The sequence below is a fragment of the Orenia metallireducens genome, from assembly GCF_003001995.1.
Classification (GTDB): Bacteria; Bacillota; Halanaerobiia; order Halobacteroidales; family Halobacteroidaceae; genus Orenia; species Orenia metallireducens_B.
The window spans coordinates 250,232-266,522 of sequence record NZ_PVNB01000001.1; the positions used below are offsets into that span (position 1 = coordinate 250,232).

At 33.4% G+C, this 16,291-nt stretch carries 13 protein-coding genes; all 13 read right to left on the bottom strand.

Features of this window, described 5'->3' with window-relative positions:
• Positions 1-26 precede the first annotated feature (26 nt).
• The 13 genes from lpxA to lpxD all read right to left on the bottom strand — a co-directional run bounded on the left by lpxA (position 27) and on the right by lpxD (position 16,147).
• Positions 27-839, bottom strand: a complete 813-nt coding sequence (gene lpxA / locus BX659_RS01075; RefSeq protein ID WP_097017416.1) for an acyl-ACP--UDP-N-acetylglucosamine O-acyltransferase — start codon at positions 837-839, stop codon at positions 27-29.
• A 21-nt stretch (positions 840-860) separates the two neighbouring features.
• Complete coding sequence (gene fabZ, locus BX659_RS01080) at positions 861-1,292, bottom strand: 3-hydroxyacyl-ACP dehydratase FabZ (RefSeq protein ID WP_097017415.1); 432 nt, start codon at positions 1,290-1,292, stop codon at positions 861-863.
• An 11-nt stretch (positions 1,293-1,303) separates the two neighbouring features.
• Positions 1,304-2,134, bottom strand: a complete 831-nt coding sequence (gene lpxC, locus BX659_RS01085; RefSeq protein WP_106231544.1) for a UDP-3-O-acyl-N-acetylglucosamine deacetylase — start codon at positions 2,132-2,134, stop codon at positions 1,304-1,306.
• Positions 2,135-2,267: 133 nt separating this feature from the next.
• Positions 2,268-2,999 carry an amino acid ABC transporter ATP-binding protein gene (locus BX659_RS01090; RefSeq protein ID WP_106231546.1) on the bottom strand — a complete coding sequence of 244 codons (732 nt, stop codon included), beginning with the start codon at positions 2,997-2,999 and terminating at the stop codon, positions 2,268-2,270.
• A gap of 166 nt (positions 3,000-3,165) precedes the next feature.
• Positions 3,166-5,559, bottom strand: coding sequence for a hypothetical protein (locus tag BX659_RS01095; protein ID WP_106231547.1), 2,394 nt, complete (start codon positions 5,557-5,559; stop codon positions 3,166-3,168).
• A 429-nt stretch (positions 5,560-5,988) separates the two neighbouring features.
• Positions 5,989-6,627, bottom strand: a complete 639-nt coding sequence (locus BX659_RS01100; protein ID WP_097017411.1) for an LptA/OstA family protein — start codon at positions 6,625-6,627, stop codon at positions 5,989-5,991.
• Complete coding sequence (gene lptC, locus BX659_RS01105) at positions 6,617-7,192, bottom strand: LPS export ABC transporter periplasmic protein LptC (protein WP_097017410.1); 576 nt, start codon at positions 7,190-7,192, stop codon at positions 6,617-6,619. Before lptC ends, BX659_RS01100 begins: the two co-directional genes overlap by 11 nt.
• Positions 7,179-9,863: an LPS-assembly protein LptD gene (locus BX659_RS01110; RefSeq protein WP_106231549.1), complete on the bottom strand. Its 2,685-nt coding sequence runs from the start codon at positions 9,861-9,863 to the stop codon at positions 7,179-7,181. Before BX659_RS01110 ends, lptC begins: the two co-directional genes overlap by 14 nt.
• 6 nt (positions 9,864-9,869) lie before the next feature.
• Positions 9,870-10,955: an LptF/LptG family permease gene (locus tag BX659_RS01115; RefSeq protein WP_097017408.1), complete on the bottom strand. Its 1,086-nt coding sequence runs from the start codon at positions 10,953-10,955 to the stop codon at positions 9,870-9,872.
• Positions 10,956-11,069: 114 nt separating this feature from the next.
• On the bottom strand, positions 11,070-12,170 hold the full coding sequence (locus BX659_RS01120) for an LptF/LptG family permease (protein ID WP_097017407.1): 1,101 nt from the start codon (positions 12,168-12,170) through the stop codon (positions 11,070-11,072).
• Positions 12,171-12,432: 262 nt separating this feature from the next.
• Positions 12,433-14,118, bottom strand: coding sequence for a S8 family peptidase (locus BX659_RS01125; protein ID WP_106231550.1), 1,686 nt, complete (start codon positions 14,116-14,118; stop codon positions 12,433-12,435).
• Positions 14,119-14,465: 347 nt separating this feature from the next.
• Positions 14,466-15,104, bottom strand: a complete 639-nt coding sequence (locus tag BX659_RS01130) for a YjbH domain-containing protein (protein WP_106231552.1) — start codon at positions 15,102-15,104, stop codon at positions 14,466-14,468.
• Between the two features lie 2 nt (positions 15,105-15,106).
• Positions 15,107-16,147, bottom strand: coding sequence for a UDP-3-O-(3-hydroxymyristoyl)glucosamine N-acyltransferase (gene lpxD / locus BX659_RS01135; protein WP_097017404.1), 1,041 nt, complete (start codon positions 16,145-16,147; stop codon positions 15,107-15,109).
• Positions 16,148-16,291 lie beyond the last annotated feature (144 nt).

Consider the following 16,291-nt stretch of genomic DNA (forward strand, 5'->3'; position numbering starts at 1 on the left):
CCTATCACTCATAACTTATCATTATATTATTTACAAATTCCTCGTTGAGCATTTCTTAAGAACCTTAAGAAATGTTCGATTAAAGGATTACTATCTAGTTCTTGATCCATCTTCTCAATTGCTTGAGAGATATTTAAATTTGATCTATATAACAACTTATAAGCATCCTTAATCTGTGTTCTCAACTCAGGACTGATACCATTTCTTCTTAATCCTACAATATTAATCCCCTTAGCACAAGCAGGATGTCCATCTACCAATACATATGGCGGAACATCTTTAACCACTTTAGAGGCTGCCCCTATCATAGACATCTTTCCAACTCTAGCAAATTGATGTACTCCAGCCAAACCACCAAGCACTGCTGAATCTTCTACAATAACATGTCCTGCTAAAGTAACAGCATTGGACATGATAATTCTATCACCTAATTGGCAATCATGGGCAACATGGCAATATGCCATGATTAAATTATTATCACCAATCTTAGTCAAACCTCCACCCTCTTCAGTACCACGGTGTATAGTAGCAAATTCACGAATTGTATTATTATCTCCAATCTCTAGAAAACTCTTCTCACCATGGAACTTTAAATCCTGTGGTTCTTGACCAATAGATGCACCATTAAAAATCTTATTATTCTTACCTATTTTAGTCCACCCTTGAATGACTACATGGGGCTCAATTTTAGTCTTATCACCAATCTCAACATTTTCCCCAATGATAGCATAGGGACCGATTTCCACACCTTCTCCTATTTTAGCACCTGGATGAACGACTGCTGTCTTATGAATTTTCTTATTCAAATGTACCACCTTATTATCCTTTGTCTTTTCCATCTGGTCCCCCCCTTTGTCCTTTTATTTGTCTTGTATCGCACAAGTTAAAGTTGCCTCTGTTACTATTTCTCCATCTACTAAAGCCTTAGCCGCGACCTTACCAATTCCTCGTCTTAATTTAACTACTTCAACTTCAAAGATCAATTGATCTCCTGGCTTAACTGGGTGCTTAAACCGTGCATCTTCAATACGTGCAAAATATGGTACTTTCTCCTCAGGGTTATCTACTGTAGTTAATAAGCCTACCCCTGCAACTTGAGCCATTGCTTCTATTATCAGTACTCCTGGCATAATTGGATGGCCTGGAAAATGCCCATTAAAAAATTGTTCATTTGCAGTTACATTCTTTAAGCCTACAACCTTCTTTCCTGGCTGAACCTCTAAGATTCTATCCACCAATAAGAATGGATACCGATGTGGTAAAATTTTCTGAATTTCATTGATATCTAACATTTTCATTCCTCCTATTTCAATAATCTCTCTTTAAGCTTTCTAGACAAGATAGAATTTAACCTATGACCAGATCTAATTCCAATAATATGACCTTTAAATTCTGGTGCTAATTTGATATCTCCCAAAATATCTAGAATCTTATGCCTTGCAAATTCATTATTAAATCTCAATTCATTAATTGGACCATCTTCCCCAACTAAAATAGCATTGTCTAAACTGCCTCCTAATGCTAAACCAGACTCCTGTAATCTCTCAATCTCATGGGAAAAGCCAAAGGTTCTAGCAGCAGCTATTTCATTATAATAAGTATTCTCATCAATAGTGAATTCGGCAAATTGGTCTTGCAAAGAAGGATGGTTACTGACAAAGGTATAACTTATCTTTAAATTATCATCAGGTAACACTATCAAAGCCTGATCTCCTTCTTTGACATAGATTGCTTGATCAATTTTATAAACCTCTTTATCTTCCTTCTGCTTTTGAACTCCTGCTTCTTTTATTAGCTCATAAAAAATTTTGGCACTCCCATCAGTAACTGGAAGCTCATTTGCATCAATTTCAATTAATAAATTGTCTATCTTTAATGCATTTAATGCCGACATCAAATGCTCAATAGTATTAACATCCCAACTGCTTTTACCAATAGTTGTACAACGCTGTGTTGATACTACATTGTCAATACCAGCCTTTATCTCTGGACAACCTTCCAAATCTATCCGTCTAAATCTGATACCCTGGTTAACACCTAAAGATTTACAATTAATAGTAACATTCTTGCCAGTATGGAGTCCAATACCTGTATAAGTAAACTCTTTCTTTATTGTATGTTGCTTCCTATCCAAACTCTTACCTCCTTTAACCTTATATTAGTTCAACAAACAACAAAAACATCCTGCATAGCAATAAATCAAATCTAAATTAAGTTTAACTCTAAGAACAAAATTTAACCATTAAATCTTAAACCTAGACTAAAACCTAATAATAATCTAACAATTCTTTATATCTTCTCCCAACCTCTGAAATTGGATTTTCAAATATATCCTCAGGAGTACCCCGCTCTACTACTACTCCATTATTCATCAATAAGATTATATCGGCAACCTTTAATGCAAAGGATACCTCATGGGTTACAATAATAACTATCTTATCCTTCTTTCTTGTTAAATCCTCAATCACTTCTAGTACCTCTTTAACTAAAATCGGATCTAAAGAAGCTGTAGGCTCATCTAATAGCATCAGACTTGGTTCAACTATTAAAGCTCTAGCAATACCAATTCTCTGTTTTTGTCCCCCACTCAATTCATTTGGGTAGCTATCTATCTCATCTTCCATTCTAACCTTCTTTAAAGATAAGATGGCCCTCTCTTTTAAGTCTTCTGCTTTAAGACCACTCTTAATCAAAGGTAACATTACATTCTCTAAAACCGTTAACCTATCAATTAAATTAAATTTCTGAAAGACAAAACCAACCTCTTTACGCCAATTTAACAATCTATCCTCAGGCAGCTCCATAATGGATAATCCTTTAAAAATAACCTTTCCATCATCAGGCTCTGTCAGACGGTTTAAACAGCGGATGGTAGTTGACTTACCACATCCACTAGGTCCCATAATAGCTACAGTCTCTCCTTGATTGATTTTAAAATTAACCCCTTTTAAAACCTCTTTATGACCATATCTTTTAATCAAACCTTTAACTTCTAACATTCTACCTCCCGATTGATTAGTCTGAGTTTAAGTAAATGATTAAAATAATAACTTTATAGCTTACTTAATCTTAGACTTAAAATGTCATAATATCCATAAAGACCCGTTTGAATTTGATTCTAAAGTTTACTGACTATAAGTAAACTCAAGCTGACACCAACACTAATTAAAAATAAGTCTTCTTCCTGTTTAAAAACTTCAATATACCAGGCTTACCTGAAGGAACTATAATCTCTCTCATAATCTCACCATAAGTAAACCCCAAAGCCTGCCCTGCTCTAAATTCTTCATCAGATATCTTATTCATAACCTCAGCTTTATTGACAGTAAAGATCCCTAAAACCCCTCCAAATAAGAAGCTAGTATAGCTTGGTACATAGGGAATCCTTGCTTGACTTAAATAAAAGACAGTACCTAAAGTCAAAGCACCAACTATAAAACCATAATAATTAGCCTCATCAGAATACCATTTCCTATCAAAGCTTCCCCCATGTATTTTAATGGAATTAATGATTAAGGTATGGTCAAAAATCAAGGAGGTTAAAGTTAAAATGATTGCTGTAAAGGCAGTCAATAAACCCTTAACTTCTCCTAATATTTGAGAGATTTGACCCCGCAAATCAGGGCTAATCAAACCTGCTTGAGAGCTATAAATAGTAATCTGATTAGAGATATAGTTCTTAATCTCATTCTTAAGCTGATTCAATTTAACTCCTTGACTAGGTAATAATAGTGTTATTTGAGTTCCTGGAATAACCTGCCCCTGAATATGTTTATCAATTAAATCGATGCTATCTGTGATCTCCTCATCCTTTAGTTTTGGTAAAGAGTTGTCTATATATTCTATTTCTTTAATAATACTTGCTAAATCTATTTTTTTTAATTCAGCAAGGTCTTCTCTTAAACCGACAATATCCTGCTGCAAGCTCTGGCTATTTAGCTCACCAACCTTATAGACCAGATCTCTATCAGTAATATTACCCAAAGTATCCTTTAAGCTTTCTCTATCAATTTCGGCAACCTTATTAATAAAATTATTGAACCCTCTCACATCCTCTTGCCATTTAACTAACTCTTCTAAGATAGGATTATATTGATTAATATAACGTATAATCTTAGTAGTATTAGTATCTAATCTATTTGAAAAATCAAGAATAGTCTTTTCTAGTTCAATTATATCTGCTCGATATAGATTGCTTGCTGAAATATCATCAGTTCTCTGACTGACACTCTCAGCCACTGCTTTTAATTTAAAATTAATATCTTGAAGTATCTCCTTAAAAAAGTTTAGCTCTCTAACTATTTTAACCAAACGGGTTAAAACCTTATCTAATCGACTAACAGCATCTCGTAAACTATCAAGTTCTATCTTATCTATATCCTTTTTGTAGACCTTTAACTGCTGGTTCAACCCCTGAAGCTCAAAGATAGAGTCTTCTAAATCTTTAAAGACTGCTAGGGTATTAATTAAATTGGTGACTGTGCCAGTAGCTGTTTGGAAGATAGAGTCCAATCTAGGCAATAATTTAGTAGTTTCGCTGACTGCATAGGCCAACTCTTGTCTAGGATTGTCAACTTGAATCTCTCCTACCAAATCTCCTAATTGATCATCCTTAAAGAAATAAGCTTCATTAGTCAGTATCTCTCTACTATCACCTTTTTCAACAACAGCCCTAGCTACTTGATTCTTTGCTGCTGTAACCCTTAAGATCACCTGCCTATCTCCCTTGGCTGGAACTATAAACCTCTGACCCTCTTCAGCCTCTATCCCTTCTTGAAGAGCAATCGTGACCTTAGTAGCATATCCTTCTAAGAATCTCTTCATCTCAGTCATAGTCTTGACCAAGGCATCTAAGTCACTTACACCTGTTGTAGTAATATTTTCAATCAAATTAGGATGGCTCTTATTAAGCTCTCTGACCAGTTCATCACTCAATTCTAGAATCTCATCCTCATTTTGAGTGATTGGAAATCGAATTGAAAGCACTTGATACTGATTTAATACATTTTGAACCTTTTTAGTCACAGACTCTATTAACTCTGCTTTCTTGATAATAATCTCCAATTTATCGCCATCTGGAAAGCTAAAGTCAACCCCTGCTAAACCATCAACCTGATCCTCAATTAAATCTCTAACCTCTCTATTTAAACCTCTAATAGTTATTCGAGGTTCTGTCATAATAGATACACTATTAAGTCCTGAAACATTCTCAAAATAATCACCAATTTTTATGTAAATATCTCTATTTCTATATTTAGAAGCCAACTTAATAAAAAAGTTTGTCTTTCCTACTACCTCAACACCTAAAATAAGCTCTGAACCAGGAAAATTATTCTCAATAATATCCTCTATCTCTTCACTAGCCCTCTCTTTAGCCTCTTTGTCCAAAATTAAAGCAAGGTCATATTCACCATATTCTCCTAATAGACCACTGATAGTATCACCAAAATAGTAATCTGCTAAATATCCGATTATAATCGAGGTTAAAGAGACCAAAAAGATTGTCACGACCAAAAGAAGCAAAATATCCTTTCTAAAATCAGAGTTTAGGAGAAACATTATATTCACTCCTATTCTATCATTTTGTCTTTACTAAAAAGACAAGTTTGCATCTATCTACTATCATATTAGTTTCTCCTAATAACTCTATATTATTAAAATTATTGAAATGACATGTTTTATTAATTAAATTTAGGCATAAATAGTATCTCTTTATGGGTATATTGCGACAGTTTTGCTACTAGCTTATAGCTACTGGTTATTAGCTAAGACCTTAAAAGCTAAAGGCTAGAAGCCAGCAACGGATTTATCACAAAGGGCTTGTTTTTAGCCCTGAAGGAGTAGCTAATAAAAAAGTGTCATAATCTCTCTCTATTGTATAACTACATCCTTAAATATTATAGCAAAAAAAGAAGATAAACTCAAAAATTTTGTATAAATCTAAAAAAATATAGTAGAGTATGCTCCCTACTATATCTTTGCTTGTTATTATATGTCAAATTCCATTTGAACATTTCCAGTAGCATCAAAATCTCCCTTTTTAATATAGATAATAATTTTATCACTCTTAAGCCACTGTCCGTCCTCCTTTAGCTCCACATCTTCTTTAACTAACATCTCATCTTTCTGCCCATCATAATTTAGACTCTCTCCTTGAATCTCTTGACCATCATAGAGAACAAACACGTTCTGTTTTGCCTCCATGTTATCATTTTCAGTCCAGACCTTCAAATACTCACTACTTAGCTTTAAAGGCTTATTATCCTTTTTAGAATCAAGCTTTACATCATCTTCTGCTACTAAAATATCATTATCTATATCAAATTCTAACTTATCACTTTTAATTTTATCACCTGATTCTCGCTGTAAATAAACATCTTCGCTAAAATAAGCTATATTATCATCACGCTCTAATCTCAATTTATTGGATGTAATCAGATTTCCATCATAGTCCAATCTGATATTACCATTACCTATATATAGATTCTCATCCTTCTTATATCTCAATCTATCAGCTTTTAGCTTGGCTCTTTCGCTCTTTTCTACCCCTTCTTTTGCTTCTTCAGCATTTATTGTAACAGAAAAAAGGAGCATCAGAGAAAGCAATATAACCAGTTTAATCCTCATCAGAGCCAACCCCTTTAAGCTCAAACTCCATCTCTACATTACCAGAAAAGTCTATGATATCATTCTCTACATCCATTCTCATCTTTTTAGCAAATAGCTCTCCATCATCAAGGGTAACCTTGACATCATTATCAGTAACAAATTCCTTTCTCTTATCAAGCCAGTCTAACTTTTCAGTTCTAATCTCTTCACCATCTACCTTATCTAATCTAATATTCCCCTTTAGCTTTATATCCTTACTTCCTTTAAAATAGACTATCTCCTCAGCATCTAAGGTATATTCAACCTCTCCCTTATTAAATAATTCTCCTTTTTGAATATCCTTTAAAATAACTTCAGTCTCCTTCTTTTTATCTTCATCTTTTGGAATCAGGATTTGATTAGCAGTAATATCCCAGCGCTTATCCCCATTATTATAGGTAATAACCCGGGGACTATCTATTTGATATTGATAATTAGGGGAAGTATCATCTTCCTCTTGACTCTCATTAGAATAAAAGAAAGATAGACTAGCAAAGGTTAAACTTATAAATAATATAGCTAATATTATTTTAATTTTCTTCATCTAAAACCCCTCCTAAATTACCATCACCAACTGATACCTGCCCTTTTTCAGATTTAATTCCAAAAGCATGGTTTGGAAATGATAAGATTTGATATTTAAAAGCAATCTCCTCTTCCATATAATCATAACTGAATATTACCCTTCTACAATGTAACATCTTTTCAACACTGAAGTTGGCTTTATCATACTCTCCATCTTCAAAATCATAACTGCCTTCTAGCTTAATTGTCCATTCCCAATCTTTCTCACCAAATGTCCAATCTAACTCAGTATCCCATTTTCCATTTAACTTGTCATCAACTTTATCATAATAATAATATAAATCCAATTGATAATCAAAATTAAGATAATCTACAATTATAGATGTATCAATCTTATCAAAACGCATCTCATTTAAATCATATCTGATATTGTTCTTAATTGTATAATTATCATTCAATAGATAATCGAAGGTAACCTTTAAAGGATCATACTCTTCTCCTGCTTCAGCCAACAAATCATATCCTGTCTCAACTTTAAATCTACTTTGATTCTTTCTCCAATCCAACTCCCACTCTATATTATGTTCATCCTCTTCTGCCTCTTCAAAACCTTCCATTACCTCGCCTTGAGTCATCCGATAATTATGCTCTAGCCTATTCTCCCAATTTTTTAAGAAATTTGTCTGTAATACCAACTGGCTATCATAACTAAAGCGTTGTTGGTTAGTACTATAAATATCTTGCTGTAATTGCTCTTTATATCTCAATCTATTACTATTATTAATCCTCCAATAATCACTATAATCCAGCTTATAATATCCATGCTCTTTAATAGGATATGGGTCATCCTTCCATTTGTAATAATATCTCCTTACGCCTCCAGCACTGACTTCCAAAGGATCTAGTATCTTAGCATCCCAAATTCGACCAGGCTTAAGTGTGAATTCAGCCTTAGGGAGGTTATAGTGTTCTGTCTCGGTTAAGCTATCATTTATATTATTACTCCTTGAAGGCTCTCTAATATCTCCTTCTTTCAATTCTGTTTCAATAAACCACTCATAAATCCTTTTATTTTCAGCAAGCTTCAAGGTAGTGAGATACTCAAAAGCATCTCCATCTCTTTGACTATCATCATAATCCACATATTGATAATATTTATAATCAAGATCATAATCTAAATATAAAGTATTAGTAAAGTATCTCTTATATTGTTTAAGGTCAATTTGATATTTTTGTAATCTATCATTGTAGGCATAATAGCTAGTCCAATTGCTTCTATCAATTCTATCATAACTCAAGTCTATATTATAATAATCATCCCTTATATTCTCTTTACGCTTAATGTATCCTCTATAATTGAAATTAGAGCCATATTCATTCTTAATTTCATCTTCTCCCTGATACCTATCCTTTTCTCGATTATAATCTAAATCTATCTTTAAAGTATCATCTGACTTCTCTTCTGATAAAAATTTATGCTGATAGTCAAAGTTAATATCAGCTTCAGAATCAAACCTACCACTCTCTTTATCATCTAGGTCATAATATACATCAAGACCTATATAATCATCAGTACTCTTATTTCTTAATTTATCAAAATATGAGTTTAAGATGATTCTATTATCATGGGTCTTATCTTTATTATAATCCAATCCAACCCTAGTATCCCAATTTTCTAAAGCTAAATCTTGGTCAAAATCATAATCTAAATAAAGACCCTGTTCTCTTCTTGTCCAAGAACTATTATAATAATTTCTGTACTCTAAGTTCTGTTCTCTCTTATCCCTACCACCATTAAATTTCTGTTCACGATTAAGCTCCATAGTAATCCAAGGGCTCTGCTCAGATCTTTGTTTATCTTGGTCTAGATAAAAATAGAGATAAGCATGGTCATCTTCTAAGGTACGATAAGCATGCTTAAAACCTCCAGCAAAACCTGACTTACTATAGCCATCAATATAATACTGTCCAAAATCTCCAGCTAACATATTTAATACAGGGTTATCATAATGGGAGTTGAGATAGTAATGATGAGTAGTCTTAATAAACCATCCTCTATCCTTATTATTACCAACCTCAACCTCCATTGGTTTTTTATCTTTAAAGGAATATACTACAATTGGAAAATAAAGAATAGGTACTTTTCCATTGAACTCCCATAGTACAACATTGTAAGCTATCAGCTTGTCCCCGGGATAGATAACAGTACTTGTTGAACTCATATGATAATGGGGTTCTTCCAGATCACAAGTCGTAAATTCACTGTCTACAATCTTTGTCTGGTCATTACTATACTCTGTCTTAGCACTTTTTACATAGATTGGGTCTTGAGACTCTTCAGTTACAATAATTCCCTCAGATTCAATAAATATTCCTTCCTTAGTCTTAATGTTATACTCTAGCTCTTTGCTATCAAATTCCCCATCCTCATTCTTAAGATGCACTTTTCCCTCTGCATTTAACATATTAGACTTTAAATCTATCTCCATACTACTAGAACTGATCTCTACATCATCAACTACTAGCTTGGCATGCCCTGTAGCTATTATTAGTTCTTGTTCACGATAATACTGGACTCTATCAGCTGTAAGCTTACCCTTATTACTTTCTGCAAAAGAATGAGGAGTAAACAAAACGACAACTATAACTATTAATACAACTTTTAGGATATTTAGTTTGATTCTCCTCACTCCCTCTTATCTAATATTGATATAATCTTCTTTTAAGATTAGTATAAGTCCTATTACCGCAAAAATGATGTTTGGTAACCATGCTGCCAAAAAGGGAGGTAATATACCATTTAACCCCAAAGAACGGCTAATTGATTGAATCACATAATAGACAAAAATAATAATTAAACTGGCTATAATACCAAAGATACGCCCCTTATTAGATTTAATACTCAATGGTGCTCCAATTAGAACAAAGATTAGAGATACTAGAGCCTCTGATAGGTTTAAGTGATATTCTACTAATAATTTACTTATATCCTTACCACTAGCCTTAAATAATTCAATTCTTTCTTCTAACTCAGCTCTATTCATCTCATTACTCTTCTTCTCTTCACCATAGAACTCTTTTACATCCTTACCGATATTAAATTCAAGATGAGCAAATTTATTCATCTCTTGACTATAATTATCTTCTCCTAGACTATAAACAATAGCATCCTTTAAGTATAAACGGCTTCCATCAACATATCCTTCTATTGAGGTAGTTAATTTATTGCTTTCTTCTAGTTGTTCATAGACCACCACTTTATTTATCTGCTTATTCTGGTCATTGACCTCTCCAAGATAGAAATATCTATTCTCCCACTTAAAGAATACATTCTTATGGAGTCTAGGGTCATCTTTTTTATGGATAGAATACTTGATAATATTATGATATTTAGTATTAGACCATGGGACTAGCTCTTCATTCATTATATATGTCAGCCCACTAATTAAAAGTCCTAAAATTAATAGTGGAATAAGTAATCTCCAAAAGTTGATTCCAGCCATTCTCAATGCCGTAAACTCACTATCTTTAACCAAACGACTTAAAGATAAGATAGTAGAGAATAAAACCGCCATCGATAGACTATCTACCATTACTTGGGGTACTCTATATAATAATAGATTTGCTACCACACTACTAGGTATCTTTTTAATTATTATAAAGTCAGTTAACTCAAATAAAAAGCTACTGATCATAATTACAGTCAGAGCAAAGACCATAAAGAGAAAAGGTTTAACAAATTCTGCAATTAAATATTTATCAACTATCTTTATTATCTTCATATCTATCCACCTCTATCTTAGAGCTAAAGCCTTTTAGTGACGAATGATAAGTTATTGCTAACAATTAATTTTTTCTCATCACTTCTTACTCATTACTAATTACTGTCTTAATATCTATCCTTTTAGTTTAAAATACTCTTCCTTTAATATTAAATATGTTCCCACTATTCCAAAGACGAGGTTGGGCAACCAAGCAGCGATTAAAGGAGTTAATATCTGATTTCTCCCTAAAGAACGGCAGAAGGATATAGAAATATAATAGCTAAAGATAATGACTATACTTATTATTAATCCAAAGGCCTTCCCTTTACTTGATTTAATACTTAATGGTATTCCAATTAAGATGAAGATCACACTGGCAAATACCTTTGATAACTTAAGATGATAGTCTACCAGTAATGAATTAACACTGATACCACTATCCTGAAAGATTCTAATATCCTTCTTCAACTGCTCTCGGCTCATCTCTGAAGTAGTCCTTTGCTCACCATAAAAGTCCTTGATTTTTTCATTTATATTCAATTTAAGTTCGTTAAAATCAGATTGCCCCACTAGATTTCCTTCCTCATCAAATTCATGCATAACCCCTTGCTTTAAGTTCCAGATTTTATCCCTAAATATACCTTTATTAGCAGTAATAATTAAAGGAAACTTATCCTCTTTATCGAGCTCATAGAGTATAATATTATTTAAATTACCAGTACTCTCCTCGATATCATCGATATAAAAATACCTATCATCTATCTTAAAGAATACACCTTCCTGTAGGTTAGGTAAACCTTTTTGTAAAATAGTTCTTCTAACTATATTCTCAGCCTCATGATTGGTCCAAGGAACGACCTTTTCGTTGATAAAGAAGGTTAAGCCACTGACTAACAGACCAATTATCAACACAGGAAAGATTAAACGGTGTAAAGAGATTCCTCCCATTCTTAAAGCCGTAAATTCGTTATTCTTTACAAATTGGCTCATAGATAATAGTGTAGAGAATAAGACAGAGATAGAAAAACTCTGTACCATCACATCAGGTAATTTATATAGCAATAGCTTTAATACTACATCTATTGGAACCTTCTTAATGATTATCAAATCTGTTAATTCAAATAAGAAACTACTAATCATAATAATAGTTAAAGCAAAGATAAAGAAGATAAAAGGCTTTAAAAATTCACTGATCAGATATCTATCTACTAAAGTAATTCTAAACCTACTCATACATTGATTCTCCTTATACCTTTAATTATTCATAATTTTTTCAAAATTTTAACTTTATTAAAGAAAAAAATGAAAACTTATTATATATATTAGATATGACTTCGACTTTTACCTTCTCTTGTTAATAGGTAAAAATCAACAAGTACTAATTTATTTAAAAGAATCCTTTTAAGACACTATATCTTTAATAAAAATAAGGCTACTCTCTCTAAAGTCCAATAAAGAGAAATAACCCTACCCAATAAATTTTCTTAATCCCAAACTAATCAATAACCTTTAATTCTTTAAAATCAGCTTCAGTAATTAAGTTAAGCTCTAAATTAGTATTATTTCCTGAACCTAGTAGGCTTGAAGTTTTAGCAAAATAATCTCCTTTATCTATCTTATTATAACCCTCTTCTCCTTCTTGATCTAAATCTATCCAACAGTATACATAGTAATTTCCTTCATCATTATTCTTTAATTCATAGGTACCATTTTCACTTACATTTATTATATCACTCTTTAATTTGATTTGATAATTGAGATAATCAATTTCTTCACCTGTGAAGACCTTAGCTTTAGTAATCCTAGCATCGGCTAGAGCAGCATGGGCATTGATTAAACCATAGCCAAACTGATCATCTCTGCCTTTATCCCCTAGATCCTGTGCAGTTAACCTCAGCTCTTCTTTTAATTGCTCTGGGGTCAAATTATTCCCTTCTGCTCTAGCCTGAGCCAAAAGCAGAGCAGCTACACCTGTTACATGGGGAGTAGCCATAGAAGTACCACTAAAAATTGCATAATAGCCCGAAGAACTTGTATCAGTATACTTATCGTAATAATTTCCATTTGGAACAGTTGAATAAATCCCTCCTCCTGGAGCCACAAAATCCAGTTCTAATCCATAATTAGAAAACTTGGATAAGTCTAAGGAAGAGTCTATTGAACCTACAGCAATTGTATTTTCATAAGCGGCAGGATAACGTAAGTAATCCTCCTCCCCGTCATTACCTGAAGCAGCAATAACAGTTACCTCTTTGTCATGAGCATAATCTATAGCGTCTTTCAATATCTGAGAATCAAAATCTCCACCAACACTTAAATTAATCATATCAACCCCATGGTCTACTGCCCATTCAATACCAGCTGCTATATTATCAATACTTCCGTTTCCATAATAATCTAAAACCTTTATAGGTATAATACTTACTTTCCAATTGATTCCTGCTATCCCCTCTTGATTATTGGTGGTAGCTCCAATAATTCCAGCTACATGAGTCCCATGACCATTATCATCATCGCTATTAGTATCAATTATACCCTTTTCAGGATCTGAATTAAGAATATTGATACTATTCTCTAAATCTAACTGTCCCTGTAAATCAGGATGGTCTAAATCAATCCCTGTGTCGATTACCGCTACTGTCACCTCTGTACTACCAGTACTAATCTCCCAAGCTTTAGGGAGACTAATTGCTGAGTAATTCCATTGTTGATTACTATAATCGGGGTCATTAACTCCTATTCCCATAATGCTAACTATTCTATTCAACTCTGCATAAGCAACTTCTGGCTCATTATTAAGCTCTTTTATTAAGGCATTAATATCCCTTTCTCCCACTCCAATTAAGGTCTTAGTACCTAACCTCTTGATACTCTTCTTTACACTCAATCTATATTTCTTTAATATCTTCTTAATGTCTGCTGACTTACTAAAAGAGACTATAATCTCATCTGCAACATAATTATTCTTTTGAGTGCTCCCTCTTAATCCTTTGATATTATTCTTAGACTTTTCAACTGAAGATTGAGTAGCTACAGACTCTATTGGGGTATTGGCTAGAGTGATATGCCCTCTAATATAACCATAATCATCACCTAAATCTGTAGAATCACTACACCCAGCAATAACTAATGATAACAATAACAAGATTAATAAGATTATCTCTCTGCAATATGATCTCATCAATATCTTCTCTCCTATTCTCAGCAGTAAATTTCATAAGTCAGTTGTAAAAGCTCAATATTCTGTCATCTTTAGAATCAAATTTAAATATAAGGTTATATAGAGACAGTGCGACACTTTGTTCTTTGGTAATTGGGTAGTTAGGGGTTAAGTAGTTAGGTTTAACCCACCTACCAAACCATCTATCCACCTAATATCGAGCTGTCGCAATATCCCTATTAAATCCATCTCCAATTATATCTAAAGGCAATCATATAATATATTATTCCCGACAAATACCTATATCCCCTTTTAGCAAATTAGGGAAAGACAAAAAGCCTTCAACCAAAGGTTAAAGGCTTTCAAGACTAAAATTTATTTTTAAAATTGATTCCAAAAATAAAGTCATCAAAGTCCAATACCCCTAAATTAGCAGAGATTCCTGAACCAAAATCAAAATTTGCACCTAAATTAAACCCATCATTATATTCAAGTGCTACTGTAGTTGTAGGTACATTAAAGGAGCCATCTCCACTAGAAATAGTGACTGGATTTAAGACCTTATTTATCCCTACAAAGACCCTATCTTTAATCATATCCTTATCAGCTACCCCTAAGTGAGCCCTAATCCCGTAAAAATCAGTTGATTTACTAGCAACTAAATAGAGATTTCGGTCAACTATTCCTAAAGACATCTCTGGCATATAATTAGCATCTTCTTTTAGCACATTCACCTTAACTAACAGATAATTTTCACCATCATCATCAAGTCCATTAGGCCACTGAGCTGCTCCACCTATCTCTAAACCATCTTTCAGCCCATAGCTACCTAATATTAAATCACCATCTCCAATATGCTGGTAAGTCAGATTTAATTCAGTAGAATCAAGCATATTAGCTGTTGGAACAGTCACCAATCCATTAACACCAAAGGTGCTAGCATTAGCTATAGGAGTCGCCATCAAAGAAACCATTACTACTAAAGTTAATAATCCTATTCTTTTCAACCTTATCTCTCCTCTTCTAATTTTTCTTCTAAACTCTTAATATCTTCTTCCAATTTTCTAACCTTTTTAAGTAAATCAGGTAATTTCTTCCGCGCCACCTTAATCCTTCTCTCCAAGCGATGGTCATGGGCTGGATATCCTGAAATAACAGAGTTTGGCGGGACATCATTGGTAATAACACTATTGGAGATTAATGTAGTATTATCACCTACAGTCAAGTGCCCTACTACACCACTCTTACCTGCTAAAGTTACCCTATTTCCAATCTTAGCACTTCCTGCAATGCCAACTTGGGCTACTATTAAGCAATCAGAACCAATCTCTACATTATGGGCTATATGAACTAAATTATCTATCTTAGTCCCTTTTCCCACAATCGTAGATGCTGTTGCTGCCCTATCTATAGTAACATTGGAACCAATCTCTACATCATCCTCTATAACCACATTACCAAATTGAGGAATCTTCACATAACCATCATTAGCTGGTTCAAATCCATAACCTTCAGAACCAATTACAGTATTAGGGTGAATCTCAACCCCCTTTCCTATTTGGGAATCATACTCTACCACCACATTGGGATGGATGATACTATCTTGACCAATAATAACATTATGGCCTATATATACACCATGAGCTAAAACTACATTATCACCAACCTTTGCCCCTGACTCCACTGTCACACCTGCATGAATAGATACATTCTCTCCTATATCAGCATTATCGTCGATATAAGCATTTTTACTTATCCCAGGGTGATAGTAAGGCTTAAAAGCAAATAACTTAGCAACTTTTGCAAAAGCCAATCTGGGGTTATCAACAATAATTAAAGGCTTAGAACTCCTCTGAACAGCCAAGCTCTCTACTACAAAAATTGCCCCCGCCTTCTGTTGAGCTAATTGGAGAAACTCTTCATTTAAAGCAAAGGTTATATCAGTAGAATTGGCATTCTCTGCCCCTCCAACCCCATCTATCTCTATATCTTCATCTCCAATAACTCTTCCTTTAACTAATTTTGCAATCTCTCTTAAAGTTCTCTTCATCATATGCCCCTCCTAAACAAAGCATCTATAAAAATAATCTTTACTATGATTTTTGGCTCAATTTATATCTTTGTTGATATAAGTTTATTATAACTCGATTTCTGCTAGACTACAAAAATATTTATGTAAAAATAATATCAGCCC